Raw genomic sequence first — 19022 nt, forward strand, 5'->3', positions numbered from 1 at the left:
TTTTAGTCAAAAGCATAGCCGTTTTTTGATGACAGATAGAACGATGATAAAACCAATTCGAGGTCGCCAACTTAGTAAACGAGATTTATATGATGAAGACTTTTTTAAAACATATTTTGCCAAACAAGAGATTGAAAGTCGTTTAGAATTTTTATTAAAGCATGTTCATTTGCTAGAGGAATTGCATGTAAAAGCTAAAGAGTTGAATATAACCATAGAGTTAAAACAGAAAAATGTGATGTTTACCCTAGAAGAAGATGGTCAAAAGATTACTCTAAGTCATAAAAAAGTTAGTGATAAGAAATTGTACGACGTTCAATTTTTTAATCGTTATTTTGAAGATGAAAGGGCTAGAGATATTCAGGAATTAGAAGATCTTCAGGAAGATTATCAGACTTTTCGAGAAGAGCAGCATAAGGAGAAAGTCTCCGCAAAAGAAATTGAGGAAGCCTTCAAGAAATACAAGGAAAAACGAGATACTATCCATGATTTTGAAGTTGAACTTACGGATAATCAGGTTGAAAAATTAGTTGATGATGGTATCTATATCAATGTTTCATTTGGTATCAAACAAAGTGGCCTCATCTTTATTCCCAACTATCAGTTGGATATCCTAGAAGAAGAAAATCAGAAAAAATATAACGTTTATATTCGAGAAAGGTCCTCCTACTTTGTCTATAACAAAGAAAACTCTGATAAAAATTGTTTTATCAAAGGGAGAACTTTAATCAGGCAATTTACGAACGATAGCCAAAAGCTCCCATACAGACGACCAACTTTAAAAAGCCTTCAGGAGAAGATCTCTGAGATTAACCTCATGATTACGCTGTCTAACACGAACAAGAAATACCAAGAAATCAAAGATAAATTTGTATTAGAAATTGCAGTGCTTGATATGAAGCTGGAAGAATCACAAGAAAAAATCGCCATCTTAAACAAGATGACAGAAGTGCTTATCAACCTAAAGAGTGAAGATCCACATAGTCGAGAATTAGCAAAATATGATTTTTCTAAAATGAATATGACAGAATCGATATCTTTAACCCAAGTCAATGAAGAAATTTTTAGATTACAGAAGGAGCTTGGTGAAGATATTGATGAATATGAGAGACTGGCTAGAAGGTTGGGAACGTTTGTGAAGTTGTTAAATACTGATAAAGAATGGAGTAGCAACTCACGAGATAGTGTTCAGATAGAGTAAATAAAGATTCTCTCAATTTTTAATGACAGATATACCGATGAAGCAAAGCAGCTGGATAAGTGTCGACCTTATACTGAGGACTATTTTCGAGAGCAATTTGCCAAGCGAGAGATTGAGCAACGTTTAGATTTCCTCTTTCCCAGAGTTCGTGACTTCTCACAACTTTTGGAGTTTGCAAGAGAACTTAACCTCACTATTTCTCTAAAACAAAATCACGTGGATTTTACTCTAACAGAATATGGCCATAGCATTACAGTTAATAACCAAAAAGTCAGATCCAAAAATCTCTACGATGTTTAATTTTTTGAGACTTACTTTGAGAAACGTGAAGAAGATCCTGATATTGACAAGTCGCAGCTTATTTCTGACTTTGAGGGATACTGTGAGGAACAAGATAAGGATAAGCTAGCTTATGAAGACTTGCAAGAGTCCTATCAAGCATTTAAGGAGAAACGAGACTAGATTCAAGAGTTTGAGGTCGTATTGGCTGAACACCAGATTGATAAGTTAGTCAAAGATGGTCTCTTTATCAGGATGAATTACGGCGTTAAAAAAGATAGCTTGGTCTTTATACCAAACCGTCTTTTAGATATTAAAGAGACAGAGAGTGGTAAACACTACCTATCTTTATCCGTGAGACATTTACAACAAGGAAGTGTTCTAACTAATCGCTATGTGCGTGGTCGTGAGCTCATTCGTCAGTTAACCAATGACAGCCAGACTATTCCAAAAAGAATACGACCAACCATTGATACACTTAAGAAAAAGATTAAAGAGATTAATCTTCTTATTGAGTTGTATACGAAGAATGAGTCTTATCAAGAAGTTAAAGATGAGATTGTTAAGAATATTGCTCAATTAGATTTGACCATTACAGGGTTGCAGGACCATATAGCCATCTCAACAATGTTGCGGAGGTTTTGCTTAATCTGAACAACAGCGATATAGAGAACCGTCGCTTGGCCAGGTATGACTATGCCAAGATGAATCTAACTGCGATTATAAAACTGGAACAAGTTGAGAAAGAAATCGAAATCTATCAAAATAAGTTAGATAGGTCAGTAGATGATTATGAGTATTTAATAAGGAGGTTGGAAAAGTTTGTCAAAATTTTAAATGAAATAGACTCAAGCAAGGATGAACTAAAATTTGAACACAGTGAAAAAAATATGAAAGAATAGCCTTCTTCGGATTTATTGATACCAAATATTGAGAACTCTGAAGAAATTCTGAAATAAAATTGATAGAATGGAATAAAAAACTAAGGAGATAATATTATGAAAAAGAGAAGCTTATTGTCGGATATTTTGATATCATTGTTTATTGTTATATTAGCTAGTAGTTCTGTGTCATCGGGAATAAGTGCTAATGAAAATAAGGAAACCAGTTATAATGTTTTAGTTAGTGAAAATAAATCTATTGAAGATGTAGAAGATATTTTACAAACCCAAGGAATTAAGGTTACTGATAGAATACCTGAAATAAATTTTTTAACTATTTCCACCGAAAAAAGTGAATATACAATAAAAAAAGAAAACTCTGATTATATTGATGACATTGTTATAGATAATACTATGACTGTAAAGCCCAATATTACTTATTTGTATGGGGACAAGGTCTATACAAATACTAATTTAGATTTTTGGGGAAATCAGTGGGATATGCAAAAGAGTATTAGTACTGGAAGTAAATTTAAACATAAGTCCTCTGGTAAAGCAACAATTGGTGTGATAGATTCGGGTATTACATATGATAATCCAGATATTTATTCACATATTATTTCAGTACAAAATTTCACATCAAATTTGAAAACAGGAGTAGTTGATAAGCAAAATGTTGTAGATAAAACTGGGCATGCAACATCTGTTGTGGGGCAAATCTCATCAAGTGGAGAATATTTAGGAATAGCACCTGACATGAAAATACGAATGTATCGTGTTTTTGATGAAGGGAATGCTCAAGACCAATGGATTCTCAAAGCGCTCATTCAAGCAGCCAAAGATGATGTTGATGTAATTAATATTAGTTTAGGAGAATATTTATTAAGAGATTCCACTGATGAAGATGATAATACCGCTTTAATCAATATCTATCAACGGGCAATTAATTATGCTCATAATCAAGGTTCCGTTGTCGTTGCTTCAGTGGGTGATGAAGGGATGGATTTACAGAATCAAGATGAATTAAAAACTTACCTTGGTGGTTTAAGAGGAAAAGACTATAGTCAAGTTAATGGAACTGTACAAGATATTCCAGCTGAGTTAGACAATGTTGTTACAGTTGGATCGGTAGATGATAACGATTTTGTATCTAGTTTCTCAAATCAAGGGAAAGACAGTATTGATATTTATGCGACAGGAGGAGGAAGTCAAGAACTTTCTCAAGTAGGATATGAAAAATGGGTAGCTGATAGATTATACGAAAAAGAATGGATTCTCGTTCCAACGCTTGAAGGAAAATATACATACGCATATGGAACATCAATTTCAACTCCTAAAGTCTCTGCGGCTTTGGGATTGATTATAGAAAAGTATAATTTGAAGGATCAACCAGATGAAGCCATTCGAATTTTATATGATAATTGTTTTCTTAGTAATAATGGAAATAATGGACAAATTAGGTTGCTAAATATTACAAATTTTGTGCAATAATATTGTAAAATAATAGTATGAGATTATAGAGGTATCTAGTATGTATAAAATTTTAGTAGTTGATGATGATTTTGAAATTTTAAAATTGATGCGAACAATTTTAGAAATGAAAAACTATAATGTGACGACTTATCAAGAGGTTAGACTTCCTATTGAAATGAGTGATTTTAAAGGCTTTGATTTAATATTGCTTGATGTTATGATGCCTAATGTTGATGGTCTGCAAATCTGTAAACAGATTCGTGAATCAGTAACCTCTCCGATTATTTTTGTCAGCGCAAAAGATTCTGAAGATGATATTGTATTAGGATTGAATTTGGGTGGGGATGATTATATTACAAAGCCATTTAGTGTTAATCAACTAGTTGCCAAGGTTGTGGCGCATTTGAAACGAGAAGAGCGCCATAGAAATGCAGAATCCAATGAACATGTTGTCCGGGAATTATTGCCAATAACATTTTACCTTCAAGAAAAAATTGTGTGTATTAATGGTGAAGTTATCTCTCTTACCAGTAGGGAATATGACATTTTAGATCTATTATCTAGCAAAATAAATAAGGTCTATACAAGAGAAGAAATCTATGAACGTGTCTATGATGATGAATCGGATGCATTATTTCGTTCAATTTCAGAATATGTTTATCAAATTAGAGTTAAATTTTCTCCATATGGGATTAATCCCATCAAGACAATAAGGGGAACGGGATATAAATGGAATGATGAAAAAGTATTCAATTAATAAGCGAATTTTAAGGACAGCTCTTGAAATAGTGTTTGGTACAGTTGTAAATGTTATTATGTTGCTTGTATTGAGCTACGTTCTTATTTTTACAGGTCAGCTGAATACATATGGAACAGACTATCATATTTCAATTAGTGATAGTAAATTTGCTAACAGTATTAAGAAACAAATGGATTACTCTGCCTTTGATTATGTATTGTTTGATAGTAAATCTAGTAAACTAGTCTCTGGAAAATATCAAAAACAGGATTTACAATATTATAAAGAAGTTTTTGATACTGGAAGTTCAGTCAGCGACGGTTCTGTATTATATACAGAATATGGGGATTCAAACTTTACTTTAGTTGTTAGAAGACCAACAATTCCTGAATTTGTAAATCCAAATTTTCGACATGTTTCTTATAATTCAGTCTCTTATTTGTTTTTTATAGGGATAGAATTACTACTCATTTTTACCTCTGTTATTAGGCTCTTAAAAGAATTTACAAAAAACTTTCGTTTGATTGAGAAAATATCTCTTAACATGGGTATACCAGAAATGAATATTGAACGTAAAGAAACTGAAATGCTAGAATTTAATAATATTTTACTGACCCTCTACCAAAAAGATGAAGAGTTGATAAAGTTATTAGAAATGGAGAAAAAAGATAAAGAGGATTTGTCATTTCAAGTTGCTGCATTAGCACATGACATTAAAACACCTTTAACTGTTTTAAAGGGAAATATCGAGTTGCTTGAGATGACTGATTTAGATGAAAAACAATTAGATTTTATGTCTTCAATGAATCATAGCGTTGATATATTTGAAAAGTATTTTAATTCAATGGTTAATTACTCAAGGTTGCTAATTGAAGATAAGAATTATCAGGAAGATATTGAATTATCAAAATTTCTTGATGAACTGTCATTAGAATGTCGAGATATTATGTCTTCAAAAAGAATTAATTTTCAAATAGTTAATGAATCTCAGACCAAAGTGATTAAAGGAAATCGTCTCAACTTAGATAGAGCTTTGATAAATATCTTATCCAATGCGACTAGATTTTGTTCAGAAGAGGGCAAGGTGGTACTTACTATATCTGAAAGCTCTAACTTTATCAATTTTGAGATTTGGAATAATGGTTTACCATTTACAGAAGAGGCTCTTAAAGATGGAGAAAAACTTTTTTACACAGAGAATAAAGGGAGAAATGATAAGCATTACGGAATAGGACTTTCATTTGCTCAAAAGATAGCTATGAGACATCAAGGTCAATTAGTACTCTCAAATCCACAAAATGGTGGCGCACAAGTCACTTTATTAATTAAAAATTTTCATAGATAGCAACTAGAAAGTAATGCTACCTTTTTTCTGAACAAATACTGAATTTTCTTTTGTATATTATAATCAATTAAAGAAATGGAGGTAGAAGTTTGAAAAAATAAAAGTTAGTTGATTTCTTATTTATCATAATTTTAGGCGTACTAAAAAGAGATTTTGACACCTAAATTTTAAAATTAAAGGACGTTGAATCCATGTTGCTGTGCAAAACGAACGGCATCTTGGCCAGACATTGTCTTATCAGGATTTCTTATTTCTGTAAGACCTTGTAATCTTGGATTATAACTCTCCTGTTTTAGAAGTACGTGGTAGATGGCGACCAATAATCTGCGACAGATAGCGATGATAGCTTTTCGATGACCACGTCGTTTCTTGAGTTTGAGATATTTATTTCGTAGTTCAGGGTTCTTCTCTGATTTAACTACGGCATTAGCTATTTGAACAAGAAAAGGTTTGAGATAGTGACCGCCTTTCGAAATACGCGTAGAGAACTTCTTTCCTGCACTTTCATTGTTGGCAGGAACTAATCCGCCCCAAGCACAGAGTTTACCTGCAGTACTAAAGACAGTCATATCAGCTCCGATTTCAGAGAGTATTCTGAGAGCAGATAGTTCCTCTTTGAAACCAGGAACGGTTTGAATCAGCTTGACCTGTTCTTGGTATTCTTGACCGAGCTTCCGAATCATGGTTTCTAAATCTTCTTTAGAGACGGCAAGAGCGTCATAGTGTTCCTTGATGATTCGGATTTTCTCAGCTTGTTCAGGTGTCACATCTCCCTCGATAGTGATTTCCAAGTCCTGCACCTTATTCTTCATTCTCTTGTGAACCAACTGTTCAATATTTGATTTATCCTCTGGATTGTCAAGGATGCTCTGAATAATAGCCTGAGCACTTTTTTTGAACACGTCGGAAACGACACTTACAATTTGAAGATTAGACCAAGTCAGACAGTTCTGGTAACGATTTTTCTCGCTGACTTGCAGTTGTGTTAATTTCATGCGATAGCGAAAAGGAGCTCGGAGTTGTCTAATTTTAAGAGGTGGGATAAAGCTAGAAGCAACCAAATCATGCTTGAAGAGGTCGGCTATCCACTGCGCATCTTTCTTGTCGGTCTTCTTTCCTCTGATAGCCTTGACATACTTGGGGTGTGCCGAGCAAATCTTGCAGGATTTTTCAAGGATATTGAAGACAGGAATCCAATATTTACCGGTAGATTCCATACAGACATCAAAGCAAGAATAGTATTCTAGCCAGTCTCGTAGCTGTACTAACCCATTTGTAAAAGTTGAGAAACGTTTACGATGATAGCTTGTGAATCCTTGCTTGTCGGTGATGGCAATAACCGCTACAACAAAGGTTTTATGCACATCAATGCCACAACAATTAGGATAAATAATTTTTAACATGAGGGGGCTCCCTTCATCAAATTTGAGTCTGCCTATCCCTTGACTATTCTTTCCTTTCACAAACGAGTCGCTTATTCAATTATAAGTTTACGTGCTCCTAGTCACAGTTAATTGTGCTTGATGGAAAGGATGACATCTATAAAAATGCGAGGTAGTGGCTGTACCACTCACTTATTCACCTCCCCGTGATTTGTAGTAGTGATAGGCTTTCTCACTATTATTATAAAACAAAATAAAGAGCACAACACTTTTTCATTCTGTGTTGTGCCTTGAGTGAAACGAAAGGAATTAATTATAAAAATGGAAGTCATCATTAAAAACTTAAGAAAAAGCTATAAAGATAAGGAAGTTTTAAAAAGTGTTTCTTTCAGAATAGAAGAAGGTACTATTTGTGGTCTCTTAGGGATAAATGGCGCTGGGAAGTCCACTATTATGAAAATTCTTTTTAGCTTGGAAAGAGCTGATAGTGGAGAAGTTATTTTCAATGGAAAGCATAAGAATATTGTAGAAGAAAATAGATTTGATATTGGAGCATTAATTGAATCTCCCGCTATCTATCTGAATCTTTCTGCATTCGATAATCTAAAGACACGTGCCTTGCTACATGGTATCTCAGACGAAAGAATTCAGGAAGTACTTCATTTGGTTGGTTTAGCTGATACTGGAAAAAAGAAAGCAAGGCACTTTTCATTAGGAATGAAGCAACGACTTGGATTAGGAATGGCAATTATTACCAATCCTGATTTATTGATTCTAGATGAGCCGACCAACGGTTTAGATCCAGATGGGATAAAAGAATTGCTAAATTTAATTATGACTCTTAAAAAATCAGGAATGACCATACTTCTGTCAAGTCATCAATTAAGTGAAGTTGGCAAAGTCGCAGATAAAATAGTTATTCTGAATAAAGGTGAGATTTTTTATGATGATATAAATAAAGATACGAATGGATTAGAAAACCTATTCTTTAGAATTGTCCATGGGGGTGAATAAAATGAATAATATTTTCAAATCTGAGTGGCTTAAACAAAAATCCAGTTCTGATAAAAAATTACTAATCTTCATACCATTTCTAGCCATTTTTATAGCTTTCATACTCGCGGGACCTATTAATCTAGAAAGTTTCTCAATCTATTGGTGGGAAGGGATTTTTCTATACACCCTTCTTGGACTATTATTTTTAGCCGATTATAATGCAGAGGAAAATGCAGGTTCATTTCAAAATATAAGTTTTGGTAGAAATACATTTACTATTTATTTGGCAAAGATACTATTAAAGCTGAAAGATATTTTGATTTCAACTTTTATTTTCACAATAATATTTTACGGTATCTCATGTCTTTTCTCAGGTATGATTACAGTAGATATTACCAAAGATTTTATCTGCTTATTACTCATTGGTTTTTCTTCTGCTTGGACTCTGCCACTATTGTATTTTCTGTCAAAATGGGTAAACTCCTACCTTTTATTGGCTGTAAATTCCCTTATCTGCTTATTGGTTGCTCCTCTGATTACTCAGACATCGATTTGGTTTATATTTCCTTATACCTATCATTATAAAATTGCTCATGCTTTTTTGCATTTGAAACCATCAGGTGATTTAGATATAGCAGCAAGTGGGCTTGATACGATGACAATTTTAGTAGCAATGGGCCTATCAATCTTAGTTTTTGCGAGTTTCCTTAGTTTGTTGAAATGGAGGATAACAGATGAACAAAATTATAAAAAGCGAATTACTTAAGTGGAAGGGTTCTTTTGCTTTAAATCTTATTTTAGTTTTAGCAATTATCCAACTATTCACAATTCCTCTTTATTTACACTTTACTAATAATTTAGTTTTAGTTGAAAATATCATTTTTTTACCTATGCTAGGATATTGTATATTAGCATCAATTCTCTCTATTTTACTTCATGAACAAGAGGAGAAAGCAAATTCTTTTCAAAATATTAAAAGTGAAAAAAATAGATCCTCCATTTGGGGGATGAAACTGATTTCGGCAGATTTACTAATGGTTTTATTGGGTGTTCCAGTTTGGATAGTAGTAGGATTTGTTTTTGATAGACTTTCCTATTATGCATATGTCGGTGTGATTACTTGGTTATTATTAGTTTTGCTTAATCATTTTCATATGTTACTTAGTCTAATCATGGCAAAGGTGGGAAATTTAGTAATTGCTTTTATTGAGTGTTTGTTTATTATATTTGCGACAAACAAAGTGTTTCTAAATAGCTTATGGCTACCGATTGCTTTACCAGTTAATCTCATACTGGAATTTGGAGGAAACAAAATTTTTATAATCTTTGCGTATTTAATTGGTTTTATTATTTTGCTGTATTTTTGTAATTTAATCGCTATAACTGAGTTTGAAAATCAAAAAATAAAAAATCTATATAAGAAATTGTAGATTAGCGATACTATCCCCAAAAAATGAGACACAAGAAAAACACTTCTGTTGAAATCTAGTAAATTAGAAACAGAAGTGTTTTGTTATGGTCAAAAAAGCGTATTCAGTGGAAACTAAGTTAACCTGAATCGAAATGAAAAGGGCAGGTAAAACTAATAAGGTTGTTATGGAGACCCTAGGGATTAAGAATGTCAGTCAGATTTATACGTGGATGAGATGGTATGCGAATGAAGAACTTCATCATTTCAATCAACCTGTGGGGAAACAATATAAAGGGTTGGAACAATTATCTGAAGTGGAACAGTTACGCCTGCAGGTGGAACTCTTAAAAAAGTATCGGAGCTTGGTAAGGCAATCGCCAAAACAAGCCTTACAAGCTTGTGGAAGAGTACAAGAAAATCTATCCAGTGTCCGTCATTCTAGACTGTTTCGGTGTCAATCGCTCAATCTTCTTTCTACCGTTGGAAAGCAGGAGGCAAGAAAACTGAGAAGAATGATGAAATTGAAGAGAAAATTGAGCAACTCTGTATGGATAATCAGTGTATCTATGGTTATCGTACCATCATCCGATTACTCAAGAAGAGTTTTGAGCTCGTCGTTAATCGTAAGAAAGTCTATCGTATTACGAAAGAGGGAGGTTAGCTTTGTCGTATACGTCCTAAGAAGGCGCCCAATTTAGTAAAGCCATACTATCTGACAGGCAACAAACTAGACCGCCATTTCCTAGTAGATAAACCAATGGAGAAACTCATCACAGTCATCACTTATCTCTACTTTGGTAACTGTAAACTCTATCTCTCCTCTAACATGGATTTGTATAACCGTGAAATTGCGGCTTATACTATCTCAGATTACCAAGATACAGACTTTGTACTTGATACACTTGATTAACTGGAACTACCTAAGGGAACACCAGCAGATAATGCCTGTATCGAATAGTTCCATTCTGTCTTAAAGACTAAAACCTTCTATCTCCATAACTGGAGAACCTTAACCCAAGATAGTATAACAGATATTGTCAAAAAATTCATTACATTTTTGTCATCAGAAAACCACTAGCTGTGCTAGTGGTTCAGTGTAGCTTTCAGCGTGGTATAAAAAAATCCCCCTAAAATGATATATTAGAAAAGATTTCCCGACCACAAACTAATATACATAAGGAGGAGCCCTGATGAATCAGGATAATAATAGTTTAGCACAAACAACATGGAAATTTAAGTATCATATTGTTTTCGCCCCAAAATACCGTCGTCAAATTGTATACGGAAAATACAAGGCAAGCATCGGTCAGATCATACGTCAATTATGTGACCGCAAAGGAGTAGAGAGCCATGAAGCAGAAGTGTGTAAAGATCATATTCATATGTTAGTGAGTATCCCGCCCAAACTGAGTGTTTCATCCTTTATGGGGTATTTAAAAGGAAAAAGCAGTTTAATGATTTTTGATAGACATGCCAATCTGAAATATAGGTATGGAAATAGAAAATTTTGGTGTCGCGGTTATTATGTGGACACCGTAGGTCGCAATCAGAAGAAAATAGAAAACTATATTCGTCAACAATTACAAGAAGACGTCGTAGCAGATCAGCAAAGTTTATTTGAACCGTACGATTCCTTTACAGGAGAGAAAATTCGAAGAAATAGAGGGTAATAATCCGCTAGTCGGATTAGTGAGTAAAAGTGGTGCAAAAGGTTCTCACGGGTGGTTTTGATTATAATGAAACCAGAATTCAACAGCGATTAAACGACTTGTCCACGGTTCAATACAGATAATCAGCGCCTAAAAAGTGTTTTTATGCTGTCCCATTATCAGATTGCAGTGCCAGCCATTTACTATTTTTTATGTAGTTCTTAAGAATATTGAAATAAATCTTTCATTCATTTTTATATAAAAAAATTGTCAATCTTTCTATTTATGAACAAATTCTGAACTAAGTGTTTTACAATATACCTGTTCGAACAAATAAAAAATAATTGGAGGAAATTTATAATGAACAATGAAGATTTCAATTTGGATCTCATCACAATCTCAAAGGAAAATAACTCAGGAGCTTCACCTCGGATTACTAGTAAATCTTTGTGTACTCCAGGGTGTAAGACCGGTATTTTGATGACTTGTCCGCTAAAAACTGCAACCTGTGGTTGTCATTTCGGATAAAATTTGATTTGTTTGGCAACTATCTTGTTTCAAATCCCGACTGAGAATGAATAGAAGTATCTATCCCCTTAGAAGCAAATCTTTGCTCATTACTCGCAGTATTTGTTGAGGATATTACCTCTTGGATGAACAAGTCTATTGTTAAAATAAAGGTAGTGGATAGATAGCTTACTACCTTTATTTTTATAAGTTTCTAAATTTATATTTAGAGATTTATAAAAATAATTTAGAAAAGAGAAAAAAGTAATGGAAAATAGATATATTGCGAATAATTTTTTGGTCCGTAACGCAATTACTGGAATACATGGGTTGTTAGAATGTGATTATAATTCATTTCTAGAAACTATAAGAGAGAATAAGATATTCCAGGAGCAACTATTTGTAGCTAGCAGGAGTTTATATGAATCGCTTCAAAAATATTATAGTGGCGATTCAATGAAAAAGAAAAAAATCAACCAATTATCAGAATCTGTATATAAATATTATAAGCGTAGTAAGGAGCGATCAACACCATTTGGCTTATTTAGTGAAACTTCAATAGGTTCATTTTCTTCTAAAGAGAAATTAAACTTGAATGGAAAAACATCTAAAAAAGTACTCTTGGATTTAGAGTGGTTAATACGTCTAGTTTTTAAAATTGAGAAGGAATATTCTCGAAAATTAGCCTATAAAATAAATACAGCCAACTATCAATTTGGAGACAGAGTTGTTCAACTGTATTCTATAAATGATACCAAGACTGAAGAAGTCAACATAAAATTCACTAAAGTTTATCAACTTATTGATGAGCTTTGTTGTGATAAGTATGTATATTTTAACTGTATTATAGAAAAACTTGTTAAATCTTATGGTGAAGAATATAGAGATATTGCAACATCATATATTATGAGTTTGATCGATAATCATTTTCTAATTTCAAATATTAATTCAGAATTGATAGTGAATTTTAAATTTGAAGAATTCATTTCCAAAGTCAAAGAAATCGATAAGCAAAATCTTTATTACTTTAAACTATTAACAATTAGCCACTTAATTGTTGAATACTCTACATTGGAAATTGGAGACGGGATTGAAAAGCTTAAAGAAATCTACAAGTTAATGTCATCATTGGTTGAAACTCCTAATTTTCTTCAAATTGATCTTTATAATGATGCTCAAATCCAATTAGGTAATGAAAATAAAACACAGATAGTAGAATTTGCTGAATTTCTAGTAAGCAATTCAGATCATGTAAAACGGACTTATTTAGATGATTATAAAGAAAAGTTTTTAGAGAAGTACGGAGTAAATAGAGAAGTTCAGTTGATGGAGTTGTTTGATTCTAATCTAGGAGTAGGTTCTCCATATGGATATCAGCATCCTAAAAATGATTTCTGGGAATCTGCACCTTCTACTATATATTTTAATGAAAAAGAAGAATTAGAATATCTCAATAAGTTTGAAAAAGCCTTAGAAACAGGTGAAAATATTCAACTTTATAATGGAGAAGATTTTTTTAGTCAAGTCAAAGATAAAATCAATGTAGGATTTGAGTTGTTTTTTTATGTCAGTAAAGTAGATGGCAAAAGTGTACTAAACTTAACTAATACAGGGTGTTCTAAGCATCTAGGGGCTAGCTCAGGCAGGTTTTCTATCCTATCGGATAAATTGGAACATTATCATCGAAGCATCACTCAAATTGTTGAGAAAAATAATCAAGCATCAGGGTATAATTCTTGTGAAATAACATTTTTACCAGAGAATCTTCGTCATGCTAATGTTATGCGTACAACAAATGTCAGAGAAAAAGTATTATCACTTTTTACGAATATGGATAAGAGAAATCAAATTTTATCTGACATATATATTGGTATTGATTCTAAGAATAGTTTTTATGCTAGAAGTTTCAAAACTGGAGAATTTTTAAAATTTTATAGTACAAATATGTACAACCAAATGATGTTTAGCAATGAATTACGATTTTTAAGTGAGATCTCCCAAGAAGATCATTTCGGAATATTTCCTTGGGAGATGGTTTATCAAAAATTTTCTCATATTCCTAGAATCTTATTTAAGGATATTATTGTTGCTCCTGAACGTTGGAGGTTTAGTGGAAAGATGTTGTCAAAGGATATTCATCAGATTATTCTTGAAAACAATCTTCCGATAAAATTTTATGTTGATAACAGTGATAATCGAATATTAATTAACCGTAATAATCCACTAGATAATCAACTTTTTGAAGATATTGTAAGAAAAAATAGTAATAAAAATGAAGAATTATATCTATCAGAGTGTATTTTTGATTCACACCTTGTAGAGAAGAGATCTACAACACATGTTTCTGATATAGTTGTTCCAGTATTCGTTAAGGATGAATTTAAAGAACCTAGGTGCATAAAAGAAATATTACCAGAAGTTATTCCGACAAATGTCAGACAGAAACTACCATTTGATGAATGGCTCTACTTTAAATTATATATGTCGGCAGATAGGCAAGAGGAATTTCTTTCGGATATAATGCCTCAAATTTTGAATTTAGTAAATTTAGATGATGGGATGAGCTTCTATATCAGATATACTGATCCAAAATTTCATATCCGACTAAGGATAAGAACCCAGAATTTATATAAAAGTTTTGAAAAAATTCAAGAGATTTTTCAACTTTGCATACAAAACAAGTTAATATCAAATATAGATATTTCAACGTATGACAGAGAAATCGAAAGATATGGAGGGCTAGAAAGAATTCTTTTGGTAGAAGAAATTTTTTGTCTAGATACTGAAATAGTCATCAATTCATTAAGTTTAATTCGGCAGAAAAGATTAGATTTAACCCCAGATGATCTGGCAATAATATTTAACTACTTTTATCTCAAATCATTTTTTAAAGATAACAATAAAGAAATAATACAATTTTTAGAATTTGCCTGTCCAGAGCATTTAGACAGTCAAAATAGAGATAAAAATAGAAATACTGCATTAATTGATTTGTTTTTAATAAAGGGATATTTAATAAATCTTCTTCCAGAACTATCTAAACTATGTCGAAGACTTAAGAAACTATCAGACAGTTGTATTCAGTTATCAGATGACTATACATATATCATTTATGATAGTATCATTCATGTACACAATAATCGCTTATTTGGTATAAAGAGAGAAAATGAGACTAAGATTTATGCTATAATTCGCGGATTGATAATCAGTGAAGAATTTAGGAATGGGCACAATCATGGATAAATTTACACTAAAAAATTTTTTTCAAACAATTTTGACAATTCCTAAAACAATAAGATTAATTTTTCGAATAGAAAGAAAATATGCTAGCTATCTAATAATTTTAAACATATTACAATCAATAATTCCTTTAGCAAGCTTATTTATCTATCAAGAATTAATCAATGCTGTTTTAAAAAAAGGAAGTAACATTTTTTCAGTATTAATTATCTATATATTAATGCAAATACTGCTATCAATACTAAGTCAGTTAAATTCATATATAAGTGATAAATTTAACATGAACTTGTCCTATAATCTCAATTTGAAGTTATTGAAAAAAACATCATCTCTAAATTTAATAGATTTTGAACAAGCAGATACATACAATCTCATTGAAAAAATTGTACAAGATAGTACATATAAGCCGTTCCAACTTTTCAATGCTATCATTGGTGTGATTACAGGGTTTCTATCTTTATTAACAAGTATTATTTATGTGTCCACTTGGAATGTGGCAGTATCGACTTCTTTGCTGATGATTCCTGTTGTTTCCTTAGTAATTTTTATGCGTGTTGGTCAGCTAGAATTTTTGATTCAATGGGAGCGAGCAAATTCGGAGAGGGAAGTTTGGTACATCAATTATCTTCTTACTCATGATTTTTCATTTAAAGAGATTAAGCTAAATGGCATTAGTCAATATTTCATAGATAAATATGGAACATTAAAAAGAAATTTTATGAATCAAGATTTGAATATTTCGAAAAAGAAAGTTCTTTTCAGAGGAAGTTTGGATATTTTATTGAATTTTATTAATGGAATAGCTATTTTTATGATGATACAGTCAATTCGAAGTGGTAAACTTTTAGTAGGTAATTTTGTAAGCCTTATTCAGGCAATAACTCGTGTAAATACCTACTCACAATCTATGATCCAAAATACTTATATCATCTATAACACAAGTTTATTCATGGAACAATTATTTAAATTTTTTGATATGGAAGTAAGTAATATTTCAATTCAGAATAGTAAAATCTCAAGAATTGAAAAGCGCATTGACAAAATAAAAGTCAAGAATCTCTCTTTTATCTATCCAGGAAGTGTCAAAAAAACTTTAGAAGATATTAATGTTGAGTTTAATAAGGGTGAACTTGTAGCAATTGTGGGGAAGAATGGTTCTGGTAAGAGTACCTTAGTAAAATTACTATCTGGATTATACCAACCTTCAGAGGGCCAAATATATTATAATAACGAATCTAGTGATGTTCTGGACTTGAGTTATTATCAAAATAATGTTTCTGTTCTTTTTCAGGATTTTGTGAAGTTTGAATTATCTGTGAGAGAAAATATCGGCCTAAGTGATATAAATAGTATATCTGACTCCAAAATAAAGAAACATATTGATAACTTAAAATTAAATTTCTTAACCGCAGAAAACAATTTCAACCTTAATCAGCGTTTAGGGACCTGGTTTAATGATAGTAGACAAATTTCAGGAGGACAATGGCAAAAAGTAGCATTGGCTAGGACTTTTTTCAAACATGCAGGTGTATATATTTTGGATGAGCCAAGTTCAGCGCTTGATCCTGTTTCAGAGAAAGAAATATTTGATGAATTTGTAACCCGTTCTAAAGATAAGATTGCTGTGTTTATATCACATAATATAATGGCTGCGAGTAGAGCAAATCGAATTATAGTTATGCAAGATGGGCATATTATTGATGAAGGAAACCATGATGAACTTATAAGTAAATCCAAATATTATAGGGAACTTTACTTTTCAGAAAAGTACGAGGAGGAGTCTGATGAATGAAAAGAAAGTTATTGTTGATTTATCTGAGAAAGTATTTGCTAAATTTGATGAGCAGTTAAAAATATATGCAGAACAACAAAATTATGATTTATTGACATTGTCTTCTGGTTTACCTGGATTGATATTGTTATCCTCAGAATTGACAAGTTTAACTAGTGAAAGAAAATATTCAGTTAGGACTGATCGATATATTGATTTTATGATTAAACAGATGAGAAGCTATGGTGTTTTATCGGATTCTTTATTTTCAGGAGTTTCAGGAATTGGAATAAGCCTTCTTCATTTAGTTGAAGAACATCCAGAATATCATAACTTATTGATTAGTTTTAATAAATATATTAAGTACTATTCGTTAAATAAGATTGAAAATTTAGATATTAAGAATATCTCACCTACTGATTATGACATCATAGAAGGAGTATCTGGAGTATTAGTTTATCTTTTATCTCAGGAGCAAGGAAAAAATGATTATACAATAAACCGAATTATCAATTTCTTATCTGAATTTTCACTAAAAAATTCTACTTTAACAGGCTTTTATGTAAAATCAAACAATCAAATGTCCAAGACAGAGTCTAAGCTTTATCCGTTAGGATGTCTGAATTTTGGTTTGGCACACGGTCTTGCTGGTGTTGGTGTAATGTTGTCATATTCAAAATTAAAAGGCTATTCTAATGAAAAATCCATTGAAGCAATCAAAAAAATTATAATGTTATACGAAAAACACGAGTTAAAAAACTATATGTGGAAAGAGGGATTAAGTGATATTGAACTAAAGAAAACAGAAAAAAGCAATTTACAGTATGAATTTATTCGAGATGCGTGGTGCTACGGTAGCCCAGGAATTAGTTTACTATATCTGTATTCAAGTTTGGCTCTAGAAGATAAGAAACTAAAATCTAAAGCTTGTAACATCTTGAAAGCATCCATCAGGAGAAGTAATGGTTTAGAACAATCTATTTTATGTCACGGATTTTCTGGAGCAATTGAGATTTGCCTATTTTTTAAAAAAATTTATAAAACAAATGATTTTGATGACTGTATAATATCTCTTAAGGAAAAGTTAATTAGTGATTTTAGAGAAGACATGACATATGGTTTTAATACTACCGCGGAATTTGAAAATATAAAAACAAATGATAATCTTGGTTATTTAGATGGAATAATTGGAATTCTGTTAACAATGATTGAACTAAATAACTTAAAGGTTACAACAAATTGGAAAAGGGCACTCTTACTATTTGATGATGTTATAAACGAGGTGAAGTAGCATGAGGAAAATTTTATTTAGCTTAGTTGTTCTTATTGGAATTTGCACTTTAGTTGCATGTAGATTGGTAGACAATAAAACAATAGAGCTTCATGATCAATCATTTAATCAATTTACATATAAAGGAAATGATTATACAATCATGAATCAAATCGTTGATGAGAATGACCTAGGTACTGTGAAGGAATCTTTTATTAAAACACTAGTAATAGATAAAAAGACCCAGAAAGTTATTAGCAAAAGTAACAGTGATACAATATCATTATCATATAATGGACTCTATAATCTTAGTGACGGATTAGCTATTTCTATAAATGATTCTTATTATAAGGTTTCTTTGAGTTCGGATGTAAAATCCAATAATGAAATGCTGAACTTGGAAAAGTTCAAGAATAATTCAGTAGATGGGAACCTTTCAGTTGATTCATCTGATTGCAGGATAGTCAAATTTAATAATAGGAAATTTCATATTTCATCTGAGATTGTATCTGATGATAAACTAAAAGAATTTCTTGGAGTAATAGCAGATTTAAAAATATTTATTTTAAATACGGGACAAGAAATTCCTAAATCAGAATTAAATAAAATAGATTATTTTGGATCTAATTCTGATGAAAAAATAGAAGTTTGGGATTACGGAGAAGTTTATTTGTTAGCAGAAGAAGGAACCATAGCGATTGAGATTAATAATGAATATAGAATAGCTCGCATAGAATAAATTATAGATTATCTAGGTATTATATTGCTTATATAACAAAATATCTCATTGGTATCTATAAACAGAAACTTATTAAAATCATGACCACCCGTCAAACGGGTGGTTTGTCCCAGGGCTATAAGCCCAAATTACCAGCCAG

Annotated in this window: 16 protein-coding genes and 1 pseudogene; 16 read left to right on the forward strand and 1 reads right to left on the reverse strand. The window is 31.8% G+C overall.

The window, feature by feature from the left end:
* The 5 genes and pseudogenes from ADH54_RS12005 to ADH54_RS00870 all read left to right on the forward strand — a co-directional run.
* The coding region (locus tag ADH54_RS12005) for a helical hairpin domain-containing protein (RefSeq protein WP_049523483.1) at nucleotides 1-1201 on the forward strand (1201 nt) is incomplete at its 5' end.
* 4 nt (nucleotides 1202-1205) lie between these two features.
* Nucleotides 1206-2382 (forward strand): annotated as a pseudogene (locus ADH54_RS12315) (helical hairpin domain-containing protein); the annotation flags it as partial.
* A 96-nt stretch (nucleotides 2383-2478) separates the two neighbouring features.
* Nucleotides 2479-3852, forward strand: a complete 1374-nt coding sequence (locus ADH54_RS00860) for a S8 family peptidase (protein WP_049523485.1) — start codon at nucleotides 2479-2481, stop codon at nucleotides 3850-3852.
* Nucleotides 3853-3892: 40 nt separating this feature from the next.
* Nucleotides 3893-4591: a response regulator transcription factor gene (locus ADH54_RS00865; protein WP_049523487.1), complete on the forward strand. Its 699-nt coding sequence runs from the start codon at nucleotides 3893-3895 to the stop codon at nucleotides 4589-4591.
* Nucleotides 4569-5918 (forward strand): sensor histidine kinase, encoded by a 1350-nt coding sequence (locus tag ADH54_RS00870; protein ID WP_049523489.1) that lies wholly within the window; start codon nucleotides 4569-4571, stop codon nucleotides 5916-5918. The genes ADH54_RS00865 and ADH54_RS00870 overlap by 23 nt, the downstream gene beginning before the upstream one ends.
* A gap of 173 nt (nucleotides 5919-6091) precedes the next feature.
* Here ADH54_RS00870 and ADH54_RS00875 read toward each other — a convergent pair whose 3' ends face one another.
* Entirely contained in the window at nucleotides 6092-7321 is a 1230-nt protein-coding gene (locus ADH54_RS00875; protein ID WP_049523491.1) for an IS110 family transposase, read from the reverse strand.
* A 300-nt stretch (nucleotides 7322-7621) separates the two neighbouring features.
* Between ADH54_RS00875 and ADH54_RS00880 the strand changes: the two genes are divergently transcribed.
* The 11 genes from ADH54_RS00880 (at nucleotide 7622) to ADH54_RS00925 (ending at nucleotide 18883) form a co-directional block, all read left to right on the forward strand.
* On the forward strand, nucleotides 7622-8314 hold the full coding sequence (locus ADH54_RS00880; RefSeq protein ID WP_049523493.1) for an ABC transporter ATP-binding protein: 693 nt from the start codon (nucleotides 7622-7624) through the stop codon (nucleotides 8312-8314).
* A gap of 1 nt (nucleotide 8315) precedes the next feature.
* Nucleotides 8316-9062, forward strand: a complete 747-nt coding sequence (locus ADH54_RS00885; RefSeq protein ID WP_049523496.1) for a lantibiotic ABC transporter permease — start codon at nucleotides 8316-8318, stop codon at nucleotides 9060-9062.
* The gene (locus ADH54_RS00890; RefSeq protein WP_049523498.1) at nucleotides 9031-9726 is read left to right on the forward strand and encodes an ABC transporter permease; all 696 of its coding nucleotides are present in this window, start codon (nucleotides 9031-9033) and stop codon (nucleotides 9724-9726) included. Before ADH54_RS00885 ends, ADH54_RS00890 begins: the two co-directional genes overlap by 32 nt.
* A gap of 432 nt (nucleotides 9727-10158) precedes the next feature.
* A complete protein-coding gene (locus ADH54_RS11725; RefSeq protein ID WP_152904024.1) occupies nucleotides 10159-10368 on the forward strand; it encodes an IS3 family transposase in 210 nt (69 codons plus the stop codon).
* A 96-nt stretch (nucleotides 10369-10464) separates the two neighbouring features.
* A complete protein-coding gene (locus ADH54_RS12010) occupies nucleotides 10465-10617 on the forward strand; it encodes a hypothetical protein (RefSeq protein ID WP_161800809.1) in 153 nt (50 codons plus the stop codon).
* 280 nt (nucleotides 10618-10897) lie between these two features.
* Nucleotides 10898-11377, forward strand: a complete 480-nt coding sequence (gene tnpA, locus ADH54_RS00905; protein ID WP_049523499.1) for an IS200/IS605 family transposase — start codon at nucleotides 10898-10900, stop codon at nucleotides 11375-11377.
* 339 nt (nucleotides 11378-11716) lie between these two features.
* Complete coding sequence (locus ADH54_RS10965) at nucleotides 11717-11884, forward strand: gallidermin/nisin family lantibiotic (RefSeq protein WP_080980733.1); 168 nt, start codon at nucleotides 11717-11719, stop codon at nucleotides 11882-11884.
* 246 nt (nucleotides 11885-12130) lie between these two features.
* Nucleotides 12131-15106: a lantibiotic dehydratase gene (locus ADH54_RS00910; protein ID WP_049523502.1), complete on the forward strand. Its 2976-nt coding sequence runs from the start codon at nucleotides 12131-12133 to the stop codon at nucleotides 15104-15106.
* A complete protein-coding gene (locus tag ADH54_RS00915) occupies nucleotides 15099-16895 on the forward strand; it encodes an ABC transporter ATP-binding protein (protein WP_049523504.1) in 1797 nt (598 codons plus the stop codon). The genes ADH54_RS00910 and ADH54_RS00915 overlap by 8 nt, the downstream gene beginning before the upstream one ends.
* Complete coding sequence (locus ADH54_RS00920; protein WP_049523505.1) at nucleotides 16888-18165, forward strand: lanthionine synthetase C family protein; 1278 nt, start codon at nucleotides 16888-16890, stop codon at nucleotides 18163-18165. Before ADH54_RS00915 ends, ADH54_RS00920 begins: the two co-directional genes overlap by 8 nt.
* 1 nt (nucleotide 18166) lies before the next feature.
* On the forward strand, nucleotides 18167-18883 hold the full coding sequence (locus tag ADH54_RS00925) for a NisI/SpaI family lantibiotic immunity lipoprotein (RefSeq protein WP_049523508.1): 717 nt from the start codon (nucleotides 18167-18169) through the stop codon (nucleotides 18881-18883).
* Nucleotides 18884-19022: the final 139 nt, after the last annotated feature.

This window comes from Streptococcus pseudopneumoniae (assembly GCF_001072315.1).
In the GTDB taxonomy this organism is placed as follows: Bacteria; Bacillota; Bacilli; order Lactobacillales; family Streptococcaceae; genus Streptococcus; species Streptococcus pseudopneumoniae_R.